Source organism: Streptomyces sp. NPDC001732 (assembly GCF_053596315.1).
This window is the reverse complement of record NZ_JBSFFY010000002.1, coordinates 366,915-385,398: the sequence shown is the minus strand read 5'-3', so window position 1 is coordinate 385,398 and position 18,484 is coordinate 366,915. Positions and strand designations below refer to the sequence as shown.

Here is an 18,484-nt window from a genome sequence, read left to right as displayed (position 1 = left end):
AGACGGACCGGCCGGATCGTCCGGTTCCATCGGAACGGCAGATTCCGCCACCCCGACCGGCCCGTTCGGTCCCGTCCGTCCCACCGAACCGACCGGCCCGTTCAGTCCCGTTGGTCCCGTCCGTCCCGCCGAACCAGCCGTCCCGCCGGATCAGCCGACGGGCTTGAACGTGTCGAACGCGGTCTTGCGCAGCGCCCGGCACTCCGCGCCGTCCCACTCGTCCGCCTTGCAGCTGATCATGATCGCGTAGCCGTGGGTGGCGTCGACCTTGAAGCCCCGGTTGAGCACCCGGACCCGCTGGCCCCGCTGGGTGCGCTCGAACTGCCAGTCGGCGACGGTCGGGTAGCCGTTGTACTGGACCTTCTTGATGCCGAGGTGGCGGTAGCCCGTGCTGGTGGCGGCGACGGCGGCCCGCGCGGCGTTCCAGGCCGCGGCGGCGTCGCGGCCCGGCGAGTCGGTGTAGTCGACCTGGATGCGCGGGAAGCCGCCGCCGACGTTGTAGATGGCCCCGGAGTTGCTGCCCGCCGTCGTGTCGAAGCGGAAGTTCCCGGGCATGGCGATCGCGAAGTGGAAGCGCTTGTTCGTGACCTTCCGGAAACCGTCGGGCAGGGCGTCGGCGGGCTTGTCGCCCTTCGAGTCGCCCGGCTTCCCGGCCGCGTCGTCGCCCTTGCCCGCGTTCTGGCCCTGGGCGGCGTTCCCGTCCTTGCCCTGGTCCTTGCCGCTGCCGCCGCCGGTGCCGCTGTCGGTGTCCGTGGAGGAGCCCCCGGTGGCCGTCGAGGACCCGGCCGAGGCGGACTTGTCGCCCTTGCCCTTGCCGCCCGCGTCGTTCGTGTCGTCCCCGCCGAGCGTGAGCGCGAGGACCGTGCCGATCAGGGCGAGCGCGATCACGGCCGCGATGATCACCAGGGTGCGGCGCGGCACCACGTCCGTGATGGACGCGCGCGGCGGGGCGGCCGACGAGGTGGCCGGGCGGGGCGGCGGGACGGGGGCGGAAGCCGCCCCGGCGGCGGGGCGGTCGGGCTTCGCCGGGGACACCGAACCGCTCGCCGCGGCGGCGGACGGAGGCGTCGAGGGCGGAGGCGGAGGGGTGGCCGGGGCGGCGGCAGCGGCCGTGCCGGCGACGACGGCCGGGGCCGCCTTCGCGTTGCGCACGGAACGCAGCGCACCCCGCAGCCGGTCCCGCGCGCCCTCGCCCTGCTCCGCGGACTTCGACGCCGCCTTGGGCCGGGGCCGGGCCGGCGTCTCGGGCAGGGCCATGACCTGGGTGGCCTCGGCGGGCGGGGGCACCACCGGGTCCGGCTTCTCGGGGGCGTGGATCACGTCGTTGAGCAGGGCTCGGGCGCCCGCGTCGTCGAGCCGCTGCTCGGGGTCCTTGGCGAGGAGGCCGTAGATGACGTCCTTCAGCGGACCGGCGTTCTTCGGCGGGTCGAGCGGCTCGGTCATCACCGCGGTCAGGGTGGCGATCGCCGATCCCTTGTCGTACGGCGGGGAGCCCTCGACGCTGGCGTACAGCAGGCCGCCGAGCGACCACAGGTCGGCGGGCGGGCCCGGCTTGTGCCCGCGGGCGCGCTCCGGGGAGATGTACGAGGGCGCGCCGACGAGCATGCCCGTCGAGGTGACCGACGGGTCCCCCTCGACCTGGGCGATGCCGAAGTCGGTCAGCACGACCCGGCCGTCCTCGGCGATCAGTACGTTGGACGGCTTCACGTCGCGGTGCAGGATGCCCTCGCGGTGCGCCGATCTGAGCACGTCGAGTATCGCGAGGCCGACCTCGGCCGCCCGTCTCGGCGTCAGGACCCCGTCCTCGCGGATGGCCTCGGCGAGGGACTTGCCCTCGATGAGCTCCATCACGATCCACGGCCGGTCGTCCTCGTCGACCACGTCGTAGACCGTCACGGCGCCGTTGTTGCGGATCCTGGCGATCGCCTTCGCCTCGCGCAGGGTGCGCGTGATGAGCCGGCGCTTCTCGTCCTCGTCGATGGCCGAGGGGAACCGCAGCTCCTTGACCGCCACCGTGCGGCCCAGCGTCTCGTCGGCGGCACGCCAGACCGTGCCCATACCGCCCCGGCCGAGCACATCCCCGAGCCGGTACCGCCCCGCGAGAAGACGTCCGTCCGTGTCCCGTTGGGGCTCTCGTGCCTGCTCCGCCTCCGACATGCGTCCCCTCTGCGATCAACCCGCCCTGGCAGAGCGTTCATTGTCCCTCACCCCTGCACCGGTCATGGTGCCGGGTCCACGGGCCCGTCATGATGTGCCCGGAGAAAGGGATTCCCCGTCATGCCGATACCCAGGGCACTGTTCGTCACCCCGTTGGTGCTGGTGCTGTTCGCTCTGGGAACAGCGACCCCGCCCAGCGAACCACACCTCACCCCCGCGGCCGGCCACCTTCCGCGGCTCGTCGCCCGGGGAGGCGCCCCCACGGCGGCACTGCTGGCCCGTCGGGTCTCTTCCGCACCGTACGACACCTATCGCTCGACGGGCCCCGGCATCCGGCGGACGGACCGGTTCCGGGCAGGCAGCGTCACCAAGACCTTCGTCGCCACGGTCGTGCTCCAACTCGCCGGAGAACGAAGGCTGCGCCTTTCCGACACCGTCGGCCGGCTGCTGCCCGGACTGATCGAGGGCCGCGGCAACGACGGCCGCCGCATCACCCTGCGCGCCCTGCTCAACCACACCAGCGGCCTGTACGACTACACCGCCGACACCTCCGCCCGCCCCGTCTCCCCCACCGAGGCGATCCGGGTCGCCCTGGCCCACCGCCCGACGAGCGCCCCCGGCCACTACGCCTACTCCAACACCAATTACGCCGTACTCGGCCTCGTCGTCCAACGGGTCACCGGACACGGCTACGCCACCGAGATCCGCGACCGCATCATCAACCCCCTCCGTCTCACCGGCACCTCCCTCCCGGGCTCCCGCACCGGTCTGCCCGCCCCGCACAGCCGCGGTTACACCCGCGCCCCGGCCGACGGCACGCTCCGCGACGTCACCGACCTCGACCCGCGCACGGCGGGCCCGGCCGGGGAACTGATCTCCACCCTCGGCGACCTCGACCGCTTCTACGCGGCCCTGCTGGGCGGCCGTCTCCTCCCGCCGGCCCAGCTGACGGCCATGCTGGACACGGGGGCCACGCACGGCGTCTACGGTCTGGGCATCCATCCGCAGAAGCTGTCCTGCGGCACCACCGTCTGGGGCCACAGCGGCCGCATCCCGGGCAGTTACGTCCGGACCGCCGCCACGCGCGACGGCCGGCACACCCTGACGTACCGCACCGACACGGACACCCTGACCGACGGCGAGGCCCTCGAACGGGCACTGCTCGACGCGGAGTTCTGCACCTCCACCCCTTCCCCTTCCCCCTGAGCCGTGTGCGCCGTCCCCTGCCCACACACACGGCCGCGCGACGCCACTTTCGAAGCGCGTCCTAGATCGGCACGATGTCCGGGGCCCCGAGCCGCGCCGCGTCCGCCGTGAGGTCGTCCGGCTGCCGCTGCGACTCCCGTTCCGCCTGCACCCGCTTCTCGTAGTGCTCGATCTCCCGGTCGACCTGCCCCTGGTCCCAGCTCAGCACCGGCGCCATCAGCTCCGCACAGACCCTGGCGCTGCGCGTGCCCCGGTCGAAGGTCTCTATGGAGATCCGGGTGCGGCGGGTCAGTACGTCGTCGAGGTGGCGGGCCCCCTCGTGCGAGGCCGCGTAGACGATCTCGGCCTTCAGGTAGTCGTCGGCCGCGGGCAGCGGATCGCCCAGCTCCGGATCGCCGACGACGAGTTCGAGGATCTCCTCGGTCAGGGAGCCGTAGCGGTTGAGCAGATGCTCCACCCGGGCGACGTGGAGGCCGGTCCTGGCCGCGATCCTCGCGCGGGCATTCCACAGCGCCCGGTACCCCTCGGCGCCCAGCAGCGGGATGTCCTCGGTGACGCAGGCCGCCACCCGCTGGTCGAGGCCGTGCACCGCCTCGTCCACGGCGTCCTTCGCCATCACCCGGTACGTCGTGTACTTGCCGCCCGCCACGACCACGAGGCCCGGCAGCGGGTGCGCCACCGTGTGCTCGCGCGAGAGCTTGCTGGTGGCGTCGGACTCCCCGGCCAGCAACGGCCGCAGGCCGGCGTAGACGCCCTCGACGTCGTCCCTGCTCAGGGGGGTGGCCAAGACCTCGTTGACGTGTTCGAGCAGGTAGTCGATGTCGGCGCTGGACGCCGCCGGGTGCGCCTTGTCCAGGTCCCAGTCGGTGTCCGTGGTCCCGATGATCCAGTGACGGCCCCACGGGATGACGAAGAGGACGGACTTCTCGGTCCGCAGGATCAGGCCGGTCGTGGAGTGGATGCGGTCCTTGGGGACCACCAGATGGATGCCCTTGGACGCCCGGACGTGGAACTGGCCGCGCTCCCCGATCAGCGCCTGGGTGTCGTCCGTCCACACCCCGGTCGCGTTGACCACCTGCTTGGCCCTGACCTCGTACTCCCGGCCCGTCTCGACGTCCTCGACGCGGGCGCCGACGACCCGTTCGCCCTCCCGCAGGAAGCCGACCACCCGCGCCCGGTTGGCCACGTGCGCGCCGTACCCGGCGGCGGTGCGCACCAGGGTCGCCACGTAGCGGGCGTCGTCCATCTGGGCGTCGTAGTACTGCAACGCCCCGACCAGGGCGTCCTTCCGCAGCACCGGGGCGACGCGCAGGGCCTGACGACGGGAGAGGTGCCGGTGCACCGGCAGCCCCCGGCCGTGCCCCGACGACACCGACATCGCGTCGTAGAGCGCGACCCCGGAACCGGCGTAGAACCGCTCCCAGCCCTTGTGCTGCAAGGGGTAGAGAAAGGGAACCGGCTTCACCAGGTGCGGGGCCAGCCGCTGGAGGAGCAGGCCGCGCTCCTTCAGCGCCTCCCGCACGAGCGCGAAGTCGAGCATCTCCAGGTAGCGCAGCCCGCCGTGGATCAGCTTGCTCGACCTGCTCGACGTGCCCGAGGCCCAGTCGCGGGCCTCGACCAGGCCGGTCGCGAGCCCTCTCGTCACCGCGTCCAGCGCCGTACCGGCGCCGACCACGCCCGCCCCCACGACCAGCACGTCCAGTTCGCGCTCGGCCAGCGCGGCCAGCGCCTCGGCGCGTTCCGCAGGTCCCAGTGTCGCTGTCCTCACCGCTGCCTCCCGGATAGATCGGGGTGGTCCGGCACAGGAGCACGCCCCGACGTCACGGCCGGACGGCCCGTACCCACCTCTCGATTCTGTCCGCCGTCCACGACTTCGGCCACCGCCTGTGGACAACACCAGGACGACAGGAGCCCGCAATGCGACAAATAGGTCATATTTAAGCCTAGTGTGACATTGCGCTGTCCCCAGCGGTTGCGCTTTTGCCCTCATGGTCTTAGACCGACCGGGAAGGACGGCCCTCCACATGCCCGCAGACCTCGCCGTCATCGGCCTCGGCCACCTCGGCCTGCCCCTCGCCCAAGCCGCCGTGTCCGCCGGCGTCCAGACCGTCGGCTACGACACCGATCCACGCGCCTACGCGGAACTCTCCGCGGGCCGCACCCCCGTCGAGGGCTCCCTCACCGCCTCGGAGATCCGCCGGATGCTCTCGGGCGGCTTCCGTCCCACCACCGACCCGGCCGAGCTGGGCCGGGTCCGCACCGCCGTGATCTGTGCCCCCACCCCGCTCGGCGCCGACCGCAACCTCGACCTCACCGCCGTCGGCGACGCCGCCCGCGCGCTCGCCGCCCGGCTGCGCCCGCACACCACCGTCCTGCTGGAGTCGGCCGTGCCGCCCGGCACCACCGAGAACTACGTGCTGCCGCTGCTCGAAGCGGGCTCCGGGCTGCGCGCCGGCCGCGACTTCCACCTCGCCTGCTCCCCCGGCCGCCTCGACCCCGGCAACCGGACCCACACCTACGCCAACACCCCCAAGGTCATCGGCGGTCTCACCCCCGCCTGCACCGAATCCGCCGCCGCCTTCTACGGCCGGCTCACCGACAAGGTCGTCCGGGCCCGCGGCACGCGCGAGGCCGAGATGACGAAGGTCCTGGAGACCAACTTCCGGCACGTCAACATCGCCCTGGTCAACGAGATGGCGGTGCTCTGCCACGACCTCGGCGTCGACCTGTGGGACGTCATCCGGTGCGCCGAGACCAAGCCCTTCGGCTTCCAGCCGTTCCGGCCCGGCCCCGGCGTCGGCGGCCACGGCGCCCCCGTCGACCCGGGCTGCCTCCCGTACAGCAACCGCGTCCCCGGCCACCCGCTGCGCATGGTCTCGCTCGCCCAGGAGATCAACGACCGGATGCCGCAGTACGTGATCCAGCGGTGCGCCACCCTGCTGAACGAGCACGGAAAATCCGTCCGCGGCGCCCGGGTGCTGCTGCTCGGCGTCACCTACAAACCCGACCTCGCCGACCAGGAGGCGTCCCCCGCCCGGGAAATCGCGGGCCGGCTGATGGACATGGGGGCCCAGGTCGGCTACCACGACCCGCACGTCCCGGACTGGCGGGTGCGTGAGCTGCCCGTTCCGCGCGCCGACTCCTTGTACGAGGCCGCGTCGAGCGCCGACCTCACGGTGCTGCTCCAGCACCACCGGACGTACGACCTCCAGAGCCTCGCGGTGAAGGCACAGCTCCTCCTGGACACTCGTGGGGCCACCCCGGCAGGGGCCGCGCATCGGCTGTGAGGAGGGTTTCCCGGAAGATTCCGGTGGGCGATGTCACAGCCGACTGCTAGCCTGCGGCGTCACTTCTCGCACAATCGTGCGCTTCCGTTCAGGGGGATCCCACCATGAGCCAGCCCGTGCCGCCGCCCCACCAGCCGCAGCAGCCGTACAACGCCCAGCCCGGCGGCAATCCGTTCGCGGGCCAGCAGCCCGGCGGCAACCCGTTCGCGGGCCAGCAGCCCGGCCAGCCCGGCGCACCGTTCGGCGGCGCACCGTTCGCCCCGCCGGCCCCGGTTCGCGACAAGGTGGGCCTCGGTCTGCTGACCTCGCTGGTCACGGCGCTCGTCATGGCCTTCCTGTACGGCGTCATCGCCGGCGCGATCGAGCGCGAGATCGGCTACCTCGCCCTCGGTGTCGGCTTCGTGGTCGGCTTCGCGGCCAGCAAGGTCGGCGGCCGCAACCCGGTCCTGCCCGTGGTCAGCGCCGTCCTGTCGGTGGGCGCCGTCTACCTCGGCCAGCTCATCGGCGTCTCGATCATCCTGTCCGACCTGGCCCAGCAGTCCGCGGCCACGCTGTTCTTCGACCACTTCGACGACCTGACGAAGGCGTGGAGCGAGGCGGCGGACTTCAAGTCCTACCTCTTCCTGCTGCTCGGTGCCGCTGCCGCGTTCGGTGGCGCCAAGAAGGCCGCGTAACCGCGTCCCGGTCCCGCGCGGCCCCGGCCGCCGGACACGAGGAGGGCCCGGTGAACCGTGATCGCGGTTCACCGGGCCCTTCCGTCATGCTCGGGGCGTTCAGCGGCGGTGCTGCGAGTCCGCCACCGTCACCTCGACGCGCTGGAACTCCTTGAGGTCGCTGTACCCCGTCGTCGCCATCGCCCGGCGCAGCGCGCCGAAGATGTTCATCGAGCCGTCGGGGCTGTGCGAGGGACCCGTCAGGACCTCCTCGGTGGTGCCGACGGAGCCCAGGTCCACCAGCTTGCCGCGCGGCACGTCCTCGTGGACGGCCTCCATGCCCCAGTGCCGGCCACGGCCCGGCGCATCCGTGGCGCGGGCGAGCGGGGAACCCATCATCACGGCGTCCGCACCGCAGGCGATGGCCTTCGGCAGGTCGCCGGACCAGCCGACGCCGCCGTCCGCGATCACGTGCACGTACCGGCCGCCGGACTCGTCCATGTAGTCCCGGCGGGCCCCGGCCACGTCGGCGACCGCGGTCGCCATCGGGACCTGGATGCCGAAGACGTTGCGCGTGGTGTGCGCAGCGCCGCCGCCGAAGCCGACGAGGACGCCGGCCGCGCCGGTGCGCATCAGGTGCAGGGCGGCGGTGTACGTGGCGCAGCCGCCGACGATCACCGGGACGTCCAGCTCGTAGATGAACTGCTTGAGGTTCAGCGGCTCGGCCGCGCCGGAGACGTGCTCGGCGGAGACCGTCGTACCGCGGATGACGAAGATGTCCACGCCCGCGTCGACGACGGCCTTGGAGAACTGGGCGGTGCGCTGCGGGGAGAGCGCGGCGGCGGTGACGACGCCGGAGTCGCGCACCTCCTTGATGCGCTGCCCGATCAGCTCCTCCTGGATCGGGGCGGAGTAGATCTCCTGGAGGCGGCGGGTCGCCGACTCGACGGGCATCTCGGCGATCTCGTCGAGCAGCGGCTGCGGGTCGGCGTGCCGGGTCCACAGCCCTTCCAGGTTGAGGACGCCGAGACCGCCGAGCTCACCGATGCGGATCGCGGTCTGCGGGGAGACCACCGAGTCCATGGGGGCGGCCAGGAACGGCAGCTCGAACCGGTAGGCGTCGATCTGCCAGGCGATCGAGACCTCCTTCGGGTCGCGGGTACGACGGCTCGGTACGACGGCGATGTCGTCGAATGCGTATGCCCGGCGGCCGCGCTTGCCGCGCCCGATCTCGATCTCAGTCACGATGGTGTGGCCTTTCCCTCTATGTCTGCGCTGTCCAGTATCCCCGACGCACGCCGGAGGGGCGGTCCCGGGAACCCCGGGCCGCCCCTCCGGCGCATGGACGTGCTACTTCCTGCTGTAGTTCGGCGCCTCGACCGTCATCTGGATGTCGTGCGGGTGGCTCTCCTTGAGTCCCGCCGAGGTGATCCGGACGAACCGGCCGTTCTCCTGGAGCTCCGGGACGGTGCGGCCGCCGACGTAGAACATCGACTGGCGCAGACCGCCGGTGAGCTGGTGGACGACCGCGGAGAGCGGGCCGCGGTAGGCGACCTGGCCCTCGATGCCCTCGGGGACCAGCTTCTCGTCGGAGGCGACGCCCTCCTGGAAGTAGCGGTCCTTGGAGAAGGACTTGCGGTCGCCGCGGCTCTGCATCGCGCCGAGCGAGCCCATGCCCCGGTAGGACTTGAACTGCTTGCCGTTGATGAACAGCAGCTCGCCCGGGGACTCCTCGCAGCCCGCGAGCAGCGAGCCGAGCATCACGGTGTCCGCGCCGGCCACCAGGGCCTTGGCGATGTCGCCGGAGTACTGCAGGCCGCCGTCGCCGATGACCGGGACACCGGCCGCCTTGGCGGCGAGGGAGGCCTCGTAGATCGCGGTGACCTGCGGGACGCCGATGCCGGCGACGACGCGGGTGGTGCAGATGGAGCCGGGGCCGACGCCGACCTTGATGCCGTCGGCACCGGCGTCGATCAGCGACTGGGCGCCGTCCCGGGTGGCGATGTTGCCGCCGATGACGTCGACGCCGGACGCGTTCGACTTGATCTTGGCGACCATGTCGCCGACCAGCCGGGAGTGGCCGTGGGCGGTGTCCACGACGATGAAGTCGACACCGGCCTCGACGAGCGCCTGGGCCCGCTCGAAGGCGTCACCGGCGACGCCGACGGCGGCGCCGACCAGCAGTCGGCCGTCCTTGTCCTTGGCGGCGTTCGGGTACTTCTCGGCCTTGACGAAGTCCTTGACGGTGATGAGGCCCTTGAGGACCCCGGCGTCGTCGACCAGCGGAAGCTTCTCGATCTTGTGGCGGCGCAGCAGCTCCATGGCGTCCACGCCGGAGATGCCGACCTTGCCGGTGACCAGCGGCATCGGCGTCATGACCTCGCGCACCTGGCGCGTGCGGTCCGACTCGAAGGCCATGTCGCGGTTGGTGACGATGCCGAGCAGCTTGCCCGCGGCGTCGGTGACCGGGACGCCGCTGATGCGGAACTTGGCGCACAGCTCGTCGGCGTCGCGCAGCGTCGCGTCCGGGTGCACCGTGATCGGGTCGGTGACCATGCCGGACTCGGAGCGCTTCACCAGGTCGACCTGGTTGGCCTGGTCGGCGATGGAGAGGTTGCGGTGCAGCACACCGGCGCCGCCCTGGCGGGCCATGGCGATCGCCATGCGGGCCTCGGTGACCTTGTCCATCGCGGCGGAGAGCAGCGGGATGTTCACCCGCACGTTCTTGGAGATGTACGAGGAGGTGTCGATCTGATCGGGCGCCATGTCGGACGCGCCGGGCAGCAGCAGCACGTCGTCGTATGTCAGCCCGAGCGTCGCGAATTTCTCGGGCACTCCGTCGACGTTTGCAGTCATGACACCTTCCCCAAATGGCCTTGATCGGTGCGGATGTCCATGCTAACGGCCTTCGGGGGTGTCTCATTCCACGAGCAAGATCACCTGGAGGTTCTGTAGCTTCGTACGGGCCGGGACGGGCCCCGCCTCACTGTTCCGCGAGGGCTCTCAGACGGCTCAGCGCCCGGTGCTGGGCGACCCGGACCGCCCCGGGCGACATGCCCAGCATCTGCCCGGTCTCCTCCGCGGTCAGCCCCACGGCGACCCGGAGGACGAGCAGCTCGCGCTGGTTGTCCGGGAGGTTGGCGAGGAGCTTCTTCGCCCAGGCGGCATCACTGCTGAGCAGGGCCCGCTCCTCGGGTCCGAGCGAATCGTCGGGCCGCTCGGGCATCTCGTCCGAGGGCACGGCGGTCGATCCCGGGTGCCGCATGGCGGCCCGCTGGAGATCGGCGACCTTGTGTCCCGCGATGGCGAAGACGAACGCCTCGAAGGGCCTGCCGGTGTCCTTGTAGCGCGGCAGCGCCATCAGCACCGCGACACAGACGTCCTGCGCCAGGTCCTCCACGAAGTGGCGGGCATCACCGGGCAGCCGGCTCAGCCGGGACCTGCAGTAGCGCAGCGCGAGGGGGTGGACGTGGGCCAGCAGATCGTGGGTGGCCTGCGCGTCACCCTCGACGGCGCGGTGCACCAGGGCACCGATCGCCGTCGTCTCGTCGTCGCGCATCGGACCATGGTGCCTCGGAGCCGCGCCATCCGTGCCACCGCGTCCGCAGTTGTGCACCGAAGCGTTATGAGCGGGTGCGCCGGAAGTCATGTCCTGCGCCCTCCCCTTCCGCTGGACCGAATCGTTCCCGAGGAACTCCACGTCCCCGAAGAACTCCACGTCTCAAGGATGCGGCATCGGCCGGGAAGCGTCACACGCCGTCGGCCCGGCGGGCGCCGTGGACGGTACGGAGCCCGCCGGGCACACGTCGGCATCGCCCCGCCCGCCGGTGGGCGGGCGGGGGAATCGATCGGCTGCCGGCCGTGGGGCCGGCCCTCAGCGGACCAGGCCCCAGCGGAAGCCGAGGGCCACCGCGTGCGCCCGGTCCGAGGCGCCGAGCTTCTTGAACAGGCGCCTGGCGTGGGTCTTCACCGTGTCCTCGGAGAGGAAGAGCTCGCGTCCGATCTCGGCGTTCGAACGGCCGTGGCTCATCCCTTCCAGCACCTGGATCTCCCGCGCGGTGAGCGTCGGCGCCGCACCCATCTCGGCCGACCGCAGTCGGCGCGGGGCGAGCCGCCACGTCGGGTCGGCCAGCGCCTGGGTGACGGTGGCCCGCAGCTCCGCGCGGGAGGCGTCCTTGTGCAGATAGCCGCGGGCGCCGGCGGCGACCGCGAGCGCGACACCGTCCAGGTCCTCGGCGACGGTCAGCATGATGATCCTGGCGCCGGGGTCGGCCGAGAGCAGCCGCCGGACCGTCTCCACACCTCCCAGACCGGGCATGCGTACGTCCATCAGAATCAGATCCGAACGATCGGCGCCCCAGCGGCGGAGGACTTCCTCCCCGTTGGCCGCCGTCGTCACCCGCTCGACGCCGGGCACGGTCGCGACCGCGCGACGGAGCGCTTCTCGGGCGAGTGGGGAGTCGTCGCAGACGAGAACGGATGTCATGACCGTCCTCCGCAGCTGATGCGCGTCACCTTGTGCCTCCAGGCTGTTACAAGTCGTCACCTGCGCGGTTGACACTCTCGGACACCTGCCCGATCGCTTTTTCCGCCAACCGCCTCCGCCCTCTCAACGACGGTCACTCGAAAGAGTTACGGGTCGGGCAAGCGGGTTCGGCACTCTACGTGAGAGGGCGCACACGGAGGGAAACGGCGCGGATTGTCCAGCACTCAACCGAAAGTTCACACGAAGGCGTGCCCCATTTAGCGGGTTTTCTTCCCTTTTCCTGGTGTCTGTGGATAGATTCGCAATCAGTCATATTTACATCTGCTTACACCGTAGTTGTACGGTCGTGGGCACGGTCAACGACAGACGACTCGACGTTTCCGACTCAGCACGGTTTCGAGGGGACAAGCAATGGCAGATTTCTCCCGCCTTCCCGGACCCAACGCCGATCTGTGGGACTGGCAGCTGTTGGCGGCCTGCCGCGGGGTCGACAGTTCGCTGTTCTTCCACCCGGAGGGTGAGCGCGGGGCGGCACGGAGCGCCCGCGAGAACTCGGCGAAAGAGGTCTGCATGCGTTGCCCGGTGCGCGCCGAGTGCGCGGCGCACGCCCTGGCAGTGCGAGAGCCCTACGGGGTATGGGGCGGACTGACCGAGGACGAGCGCGAGGAGCTCATGGGACGGGCCCGCAACCGGCTGATCGCGGCGGGCGTGCCGTCCCCCTCGGGGCACGGCTGATCCCGCCGCCCCCGGACAATAATCAGGGAAACGTTTCTGCGTTTCGACCGACCACGCGGTGCCGAACGGCTGCCGCCCCGGACGACCGCCAGTCCCGCACGGCCGCCGATCCCCTACGGCCGCCGGTCCCGGACAGCCCCGCGGTCCCGTACGACCGCCCCCCGGCCGAGGCCGACAGCCGCCGATGCGGCCCGGCTGTCGATGCCACCCCCACCCGTAGAAGCGGTCCGTCCGGCCGGCCATGCGGCCCGCCCGTCGAAGGGCCGGATCCTTTCCGGGCCGCTCAGCGGGCGGCCGCCAGGGACAGCCGGTCCAATGTGGCCGCCACCGCCGGGACCTGCGCGAGGTCGGGCAGGGTCAGCGCGACGATCTCGCGCTCGACGGCCGGTTCCACCGTCACGGTCCGCACCCCCTTGGGGCGTACCGATTCGATCGCCAGCTCCGGCAGCACGGCCACGCCGAGCCCGGCGCCGACCAGGCCGACCACCGCCGGGTAGTCGTCGGTGGCGAAGTCGATCCGGGGCGTGAAGCCCGATTCCTCGCACACCTCGACCAGCTGCCGACGGCAGCGCGGACAGCCCGCGATCCACGACTCGTCGGCCAGTTCGGCGATGCCCACCGCGGCCGGACCGGCCAGCCGGTGCCCCTCGGGGACCAGCCCGATCAGCCGGTCGGTGAGCAGCGGGCGGACGACCAGGTCCTCCCACTCGGCGCCGCAGCTGCCGTACCGGAACGCCAGGGCGATGTCGCAGTCGCCCTCGCGCAGCATCTCGACCGAGCGGGGCGGCTCGGCCTCGACCAGGGAGACCCGGGTGCCGGGATGGGCCGCGCGCAGCGCCGCCAGGGCGCCGGGGACCAGGGTGGAGCTGCCGCTGGGGAACGACACGAGCCGGACCCGGCCGGCCCGCAGCCCGGCGATGGCGGCGACCTCCTCCTCCGCGGCGGTGAGCCCGGCGAGGATGCCGGAGGCGTGCCGGACCAGGGCCTCGCCTGCCTGGGTGAGCCGCATCTCGCGTCCGGTGCGGATCAGCAGGGTGGTGCCCACGGAGGCTTCCAGGGCCTTCATCTGCTGGCTGACGGCGGGTTGGGTGCAGCCCAGTTCGCGAGCGGCGGCGGAGAACGAACCGGTGGCGGCCACGGCGCGCAGGACTCGGAGGTGACGGGCTTCGATCACCCATGAAAGATAAGCGAATCTTGGAGTGGGGGCGAATTAATGCCATGCGTCTTTTAGATGCGGTGGTTAGCGTTCTCCCATGACGTCCATGGAACCGATGAAGCTGCTGTCCGTGAACGCGGGACGGCCGAAGGCCGTCGAGTACACCGACGCCCCCAGCGGCACGACCGGCATCGACAAGCGGCCCGTCGACGGCCCCGTGCGGGTCGCCGACCCCGGGCCGAAGGGCACCGGCGCCAGCGGCGTGACCGGGGACGCGGTCTGCGACCTGCGCCATCACGGCGGCTCCGACCAGGCGGTGTACGCCTTCGCCCGCGAGGAACTCGACGGGTGGGAACGGGAGCTCGGCCGCACGCTGGCCAATGGCTCGTTCGGCGAGAACCTGACGACCGGCGGCGTGGACGTGAGCGGCGCCAGGATCGGCGAGCGCTGGCGGATCGGCCCCGATCTGGTGCTGGAGGTGACGTCGGGCCGGATTCCCTGCCGGACGTTCGCCGGTCACCTCGGCGAGCAGCGCTGGGTCAAGCGGTTCACCCTGGCGGCGGCCCCGGGTGCCTATCTGCGGGTGATCGAGCCGGGCGAGATCCGGGCCGGCGACCCGGTCGGGATCGTGCACCGGCCGGACCACGACGTCACCGTGAAGCTGGAGTTCCTGGCCATGACGACCCGCCGCGACCTGCTGCCGGAACTGCTCGCGGCCGGGGACGCGCTGCACCCCGGGTCACTGCGCGCCGCGCGGGCCCATGTGGAGAAGTACGGCGACCGGGCCCGGACGTCCACGAGCGCCGGCTGAGTCCGGACACCCGCGGGGGGCGACAGGCGGGTCGGTCGCGGAGGTGCGCGGGGCACTAACGTGCCGCGTATGACGACTGCACTGATTACGGGCGCGACCGCGGGGATCGGAGCCGCCTTCGCGCGGCGGCTCGCGGCCGATGGACACAACCTGGTGCTGGTGGCGCGTGACGCCGAGCGGCTGCGCGAGCAGGCGACCGAGCTGCACGACCGGCACGGCATCGAGGCCGAGGTGCTGCGGGCCGACCTGTCCGAGGACGAGGGGATCGCCGCGGTCGAGGAACGGCTGACGGACCGTCGCCACCCGGTCGACCTGCTGGTCAACAACGCCGGGTTCGGCAACAAGGGCCAGTACCTGGACGTGCCCATGGCCGACGAGTTGAAGATGTTGAAGGTGCACTGCGAGGCGGTGCTGCGGCTGACCTCGGCGGCGGCGACCGGGATGCGGGAACGCGGGCGGGGCGGGGTCGTCAACGTGGCCTCGGTGGCGGCGTTCGTGCCGCGCGGGACGTACGGCGCGTCCAAGGCGTGGGTCGTGCAGTTCACCCAGGGCGCGGCGAAGGACCTGGCCGGTTCGGGTGTGCGGCTGATGGCGCTGTGCCCGGGGTTCGTGCGGACGGAGTTCCACCAGCGGGCCGGGATGGGGACCGGCAACATCCCGAACTGGATGTGGCTCGACGCGGACAAGCTGGTGGCGGCCGCCCTGTCCGACCTGGCGCGCGGCCGGTCCCTCTCGATTCCGGACCCGCGGTACAAGGCGTTGATGGGGATCGTGAAGCTGACGCCGCGCGGCCTGCTCGGAGGGGTCACCTCCAAGACAGGCCGCAAGTACGGGCCGCAGTGAGCGTTCGCGGCGGCGAGGGCCGACGGATGTCGGACGGGCGGTTACCGGACCGGCGGTTACCGGACGGGTGGCCGCTCCGTGAGTGTTCACCCACCGGGCCGTCGGGCGGTGAGTGTTCACCCACCGGGCGACCGCTCGGTGGGCGAACGCTCAGTGGGCGTTCACCCGGTGGGCAGCCGCCCGGCCGGCGGTTACTCCACGCCGGGGCCCGCGTAGGCGCCGATGTTGGGGGCGCCGGGCTTCAGCTCGTTGCCGAAGTAGTCCTTGCCGCCGTTGTTCTCGATGACGGCTCCGGCGGCGAGGGCGGGCGAGCCCGCACCGAGCCGGAAGTCGTCCAGGAGCTTCGGGTCGGCCGTGATGCCGCCGGGGTTGGGGCGGGTCATGTCGATGCCGTAGAAGGCGTTGTGGTCGAAGGAGAGCCCGGCGGTCGGGTTCTTGAAGGCGTAGCCGCCGGTGCCCTCGCTCACGAAGACGTTGTTGCGGATGGACAGTTCGTGCCGGGTGGTGGCGGGGCTGCCGGCGTCGTCCTGGACGAGGTAGCCGGGGATCTGCTCCTTGTTGTGGAAGGTGTTGTTGTAGATCTCGGTGCCCAGGATCGGGCCCCAGCAGTTCTGGACGAGGCGGGCGCCGTCGTTGCGGCTGACGTTGTAGCGGGCGACCGTGCCGATGGTCTTGGCGCCGCTGTACGGGCAGATCAGCAGGAAGCCGCCCTTGTTGTCGTGGCTGTAGTTGTACTGGAAGACGGTGTTCTGCGACGCGCCATCGGCGTCGAAGGACATCCCGTCGTGGGTGTTGCCGCCGCCCGAGACCTCGTTGTACTCGATGGTCGTGTCGTCGGTGTTGAAGGTCCAGATGCCCGCGTTGGCGGAGGGCGAGCGGAGCTGGAAGCCGTCGATCCGGTTGTGGTCGACGCGGGCACCGCTGGTGGTGTCGAGCTTCATGCCGTCGCCGGCCAGGGACTTCAGCGTGTTGTGGTGGACGCGGACCCGGGTGCTGGGCGTCCACTCCCCCGGGTAGACGTTCGGGTCCTGCTGCTGGCCGACCAGATCGCGCTTGGAGAAGGTCGACTTGAAGTAGATGCCCTCGCGGTCGACGTCCTCGATGCGGTTGTGCGCGATGTTCAGGCCGTCGTACCAGCTGGCCTTCGCCCTGCCCTCGACCGCGATGTGGATCGCGCTGGAACCGGAGATCGTCTTGTAGTCGCCGCCGCGCACGTCGTGGATGTAGAGGCCGGAGATGTCGAAGCCGCGGGCGACGCCGTAGTCGGTGAGGCGCAGGCGGACGCCGTTGCGCTCGCTGCCGGGATTGGCGGCGTTGACGATCTCCAGGTCCTTGAGGTGCACGTACTGCGTGTCGGCGAGCAGGACGACGTCGTGGGCACCCGCGCCGTCGAGCTTGGCCCGCGCCGGGCCCCCGCCGTAGTCGGCGATGATGAACGGCGCCTGGGCGGAACCGGTGCCCTTGGGGGCGAGGGTGCCGGTGCAGGTGGTGCCGCGCTTGAAGAGCAGCCGGTCGCCGGGGCCGTAGGTGTGCACGTTGGCCTCGGCGAGCGAGGTCCAGGGGTGCTGCCTGCTGCCGGTGGCGCCCGCCGGGTCGGCGGCGCAGTCGACGTGGAAGGTACGGCCGGTGGGCGCTGCCTGCGCGGCGGCCTGGGCCGCGACGGTCAGGCCGCCGGCGGCCATAAGCGCCGCGAGCGCCGCTGCGGTGACGCGATGTCTCACAATTCCTCCGTACAAACACTCGAGTTCGGGGCGGGACGAGTCCGCACCGCCGGAATCCTGGACTCGGATTGATCGAACGTCAATGGATCGCGTTTGAATGATCGAAACTCCCATCGTTCGATCACGTTGGTCTAGGGTCGAATCACGGCCCCGGCACCGGCCGGACCAAGGGGCCGGGCCACACACTGCGAGGGGACTGCTGCCGTGCGCGAAAGTGCTGCTGAACGTCATGACCGCCTGCTCGGGCTGGTACGGGAACGGGGGTCGGCCCGGGTCTCGGACCTGGCCTCGCAGCTGGGGGTCTCGCCCGTCACGGCCCGCCGGGACGTGGAGGAGCTGGCCGGCCGCGGCCTGCTCGACCGGGTGCACGGCTCGGTGTCCTGGCCGCGGGACGCCGAGCCCGCCTCCGCCGCCGGACCGGGCGGCACGGGCGGCGGCCCGGTCATCGGCATGCTCGCGCCCTCGTCCACCTACTACTTCGCCGAGGTCATCCGCGGCGCCCACGAGGCTGCGGCCAGGGCCGGGGCCCGGCTCGTGCTGCGGATCTCCGACTACCGGCCGCAGGAGGACCACGCCCGCACGGAGGGCCTGCTCTCGGCGGGCGCCGAAGGGCTGCTGGTCGCGCCCGGCTGGCAGCATCCGGGCGATCCCGCCGCGTTCGGCGACTGGATCGCCTCGCTGCCCGTGCCGACCGTCCTGCTGGAGCGCAGGCCCACCACCGGCTCCCCGCTGGACGGCCTGGACCGGGTCTGCTCGGACCACGCGCACGGCGTCCTGCTGGCGATGCGCCACCTGGTGGGCCTCGGGCACGGGGCGCCGCTGCTGATGGCCCGCGCCGACTCCCCGACCGCCCTCGCGGTGCGGTCCGGGTACGAGGAGGCCCTCGCCGTGCTCGGGCTGCGCGCGCCGCAGGACGTGATCGACTCCGTACCGGCCGAACTCGCCCCGGAGGCCTTCGAGGAGGCCGTGCGGGCGCTGCGCGGGGCGGTGCGCTCGGGGGTGGCCACGGCGGCGCTGATCCACAACGACGTGGACGCGATCCAGGTGGTGCAGCGCCTGGCCGAGCTGGGCGTGCGGGTGCCGGAGGACCTGGCCCTGATCGCCTACGACGACGAGGTGGCCGCGCTCGCGGACACCCCGCTCACGGCCGTGGCGCCGCCCAAGCGCGAGGTCGGCCGCCATGCGACGGAGCTGCTGGTCGAGCGGCTGGGGCAGGGCGCGGGCGCGCCCCGGCAGCACCTGATGCTGCTGCCGCAGCTGCGCGTCCGGGACTCCTGCGGAGCGCCCCTGACGCAGGAGCGCCCCTGACGCGGGGGCGCCGCCGGCACGGGCGCCGGCTGCCGGGACGGGCACCGGGGCAGGCTTCGCACCGGGCCCGCCCCTGCCCGGTGCACCCGTCTCACAGCGTGTCCCACTCGCCTCCGTACGT

The 18,484-nt window shown here is 71.9% G+C and carries 15 protein-coding genes; 7 read left to right on the top strand and 8 right to left on the bottom strand.

What is annotated here, in order from left to right; translation table 11 throughout:
• Nucleotides 1–150: 150 nt before the first annotated feature.
• Nucleotides 151–2,157, bottom strand: coding sequence for a serine/threonine-protein kinase (locus ACWCXX_RS04595; RefSeq protein WP_451124177.1), 2,007 nt, complete (start codon nt 2,155–2,157; stop codon nt 151–153).
• Nucleotides 2,158–2,277: 120 nt separating this feature from the next.
• On the opposite strand from ACWCXX_RS04595, the gene ACWCXX_RS04590 reads away from it, so the two are divergent.
• Nucleotides 2,278–3,363: a serine hydrolase domain-containing protein gene (locus ACWCXX_RS04590; RefSeq protein ID WP_451124175.1), complete on the top strand. Its 1,086-nt coding sequence runs from the start codon at nt 2,278–2,280 to the stop codon at nt 3,361–3,363.
• A 61-nt stretch (nt 3,364–3,424) separates the two neighbouring features.
• Here the strand turns inward: ACWCXX_RS04590 and ACWCXX_RS04585 are convergent, their stop codons facing one another.
• Nucleotides 3,425–5,131, bottom strand: coding sequence for a glycerol-3-phosphate dehydrogenase/oxidase (locus tag ACWCXX_RS04585; protein ID WP_451124173.1), 1,707 nt, complete (start codon nt 5,129–5,131; stop codon nt 3,425–3,427).
• Nucleotides 5,132–5,387: 256 nt separating this feature from the next.
• Between ACWCXX_RS04585 and ACWCXX_RS04580 the strand changes: the two genes are divergently transcribed.
• Both ACWCXX_RS04580 and ACWCXX_RS04575 read left to right on the top strand, forming a co-directional pair.
• Nucleotides 5,388–6,650 carry a nucleotide sugar dehydrogenase gene (locus ACWCXX_RS04580; protein ID WP_451124171.1) on the top strand — a complete coding sequence of 421 codons (1,263 nt, stop codon included), beginning with the start codon at nt 5,388–5,390 and terminating at the stop codon, nt 6,648–6,650.
• Between the two features lie 104 nt (nt 6,651–6,754).
• A complete protein-coding gene (locus tag ACWCXX_RS04575) occupies nt 6,755–7,324 on the top strand; it encodes a hypothetical protein (RefSeq protein WP_451124169.1) in 570 nt (189 codons plus the stop codon).
• A 99-nt stretch (nt 7,325–7,423) separates the two neighbouring features.
• Here ACWCXX_RS04575 and ACWCXX_RS04570 read toward each other — a convergent pair whose 3' ends face one another.
• From ACWCXX_RS04570 to ACWCXX_RS04555, 4 genes are all read right to left on the bottom strand, one after another.
• On the bottom strand, nt 7,424–8,548 hold the full coding sequence (locus ACWCXX_RS04570; RefSeq protein WP_451124167.1) for a GuaB3 family IMP dehydrogenase-related protein: 1,125 nt from the start codon (nt 8,546–8,548) through the stop codon (nt 7,424–7,426).
• 105 nt (nt 8,549–8,653) lie between these two features.
• Nucleotides 8,654–10,159: an IMP dehydrogenase gene (gene guaB / locus ACWCXX_RS04565; RefSeq protein WP_451124165.1), complete on the bottom strand. Its 1,506-nt coding sequence runs from the start codon at nt 10,157–10,159 to the stop codon at nt 8,654–8,656.
• Between the two features lie 127 nt (nt 10,160–10,286).
• Entirely contained in the window at nt 10,287–10,862 is a 576-nt protein-coding gene (locus ACWCXX_RS04560; RefSeq protein WP_451124163.1) for a sigma-70 family RNA polymerase sigma factor, read from the bottom strand.
• A 315-nt stretch (nt 10,863–11,177) separates the two neighbouring features.
• Nucleotides 11,178–11,789, bottom strand: a complete 612-nt coding sequence (locus tag ACWCXX_RS04555; protein ID WP_003948568.1) for a response regulator transcription factor — start codon at nt 11,787–11,789, stop codon at nt 11,178–11,180.
• Nucleotides 11,790–12,200: 411 nt separating this feature from the next.
• Here ACWCXX_RS04555 and ACWCXX_RS04550 point away from each other — a divergent pair, with 411 nt between their 5' ends.
• Nucleotides 12,201–12,524: a WhiB family transcriptional regulator gene (locus ACWCXX_RS04550; protein WP_451124161.1), complete on the top strand. Its 324-nt coding sequence runs from the start codon at nt 12,201–12,203 to the stop codon at nt 12,522–12,524.
• A gap of 283 nt (nt 12,525–12,807) precedes the next feature.
• Here the strand turns inward: ACWCXX_RS04550 and ACWCXX_RS04545 are convergent, their stop codons facing one another.
• Nucleotides 12,808–13,698, bottom strand: a complete 891-nt coding sequence (locus ACWCXX_RS04545) for a LysR family transcriptional regulator (RefSeq protein WP_451124159.1) — start codon at nt 13,696–13,698, stop codon at nt 12,808–12,810.
• 97 nt (nt 13,699–13,795) lie between these two features.
• Between ACWCXX_RS04545 and ACWCXX_RS04540 the strand changes: the two genes are divergently transcribed.
• On the top strand, nt 13,796–14,491 hold the full coding sequence (locus ACWCXX_RS04540; RefSeq protein ID WP_451124380.1) for an MOSC domain-containing protein: 696 nt from the start codon (nt 13,796–13,798) through the stop codon (nt 14,489–14,491).
• A 69-nt stretch (nt 14,492–14,560) separates the two neighbouring features.
• Entirely contained in the window at nt 14,561–15,334 is a 774-nt protein-coding gene (locus tag ACWCXX_RS04535; protein WP_451124157.1) for an SDR family NAD(P)-dependent oxidoreductase, read from the top strand.
• A 191-nt stretch (nt 15,335–15,525) separates the two neighbouring features.
• On the opposite strand, the gene ACWCXX_RS04530 is transcribed toward ACWCXX_RS04535, so the two are convergent.
• Nucleotides 15,526–17,055, bottom strand: coding sequence for a right-handed parallel beta-helix repeat-containing protein (locus tag ACWCXX_RS04530; RefSeq protein WP_451124155.1), 1,530 nt, complete (start codon nt 17,053–17,055; stop codon nt 15,526–15,528).
• 204 nt (nt 17,056–17,259) lie between these two features.
• Between ACWCXX_RS04530 and ACWCXX_RS04525 the strand changes: the two genes are divergently transcribed.
• Nucleotides 17,260–18,363, top strand: a complete 1,104-nt coding sequence (locus ACWCXX_RS04525; protein ID WP_451124153.1) for a substrate-binding domain-containing protein — start codon at nt 17,260–17,262, stop codon at nt 18,361–18,363.
• The last annotated feature ends 121 nt before the right edge of the window (nt 18,364–18,484 follow it).

Excerpts from the sequence above, each read along its gene's own strand:
- ACWCXX_RS04550 (WP_451124161.1), top strand. The coding sequence starts at position 12,201 with ATGGCAGATTTCTCCCGCCTTCCCGGACCCAACGCCGATCTGTGGGAC.
- ACWCXX_RS04560 (WP_451124163.1), bottom strand. The coding sequence starts at position 10,862 with ATGCGCGACGACGAGACGACGGCGATCGGTGCCCTGGTGCACCGCGCC.
- ACWCXX_RS04590 (WP_451124175.1), top strand. The coding sequence starts at position 2,278 with ATGCCGATACCCAGGGCACTGTTCGTCACCCCGTTGGTGCTGGTGCTG.
- ACWCXX_RS04540 (WP_451124380.1), top strand. The coding sequence starts at position 13,796 with ATGAAGCTGCTGTCCGTGAACGCGGGACGGCCGAAGGCCGTCGAGTAC.
- ACWCXX_RS04580 (WP_451124171.1), top strand. The coding sequence starts at position 5,388 with ATGCCCGCAGACCTCGCCGTCATCGGCCTCGGCCACCTCGGCCTGCCC.
- ACWCXX_RS04575 (WP_451124169.1), top strand. The coding sequence starts at position 6,755 with ATGAGCCAGCCCGTGCCGCCGCCCCACCAGCCGCAGCAGCCGTACAAC.
- ACWCXX_RS04595 (WP_451124177.1), bottom strand. The coding sequence starts at position 2,157 with ATGTCGGAGGCGGAGCAGGCACGAGAGCCCCAACGGGACACGGACGGA.
- guaB (WP_451124165.1), bottom strand. The coding sequence starts at position 10,159 with ATGACTGCAAACGTCGACGGAGTGCCCGAGAAATTCGCGACGCTCGGG.
- ACWCXX_RS04535 (WP_451124157.1), top strand. The coding sequence starts at position 14,561 with ATGACGACTGCACTGATTACGGGCGCGACCGCGGGGATCGGAGCCGCC.
- ACWCXX_RS04555 (WP_003948568.1), bottom strand. The coding sequence starts at position 11,789 with ATGACATCCGTTCTCGTCTGCGACGACTCCCCACTCGCCCGAGAAGCG.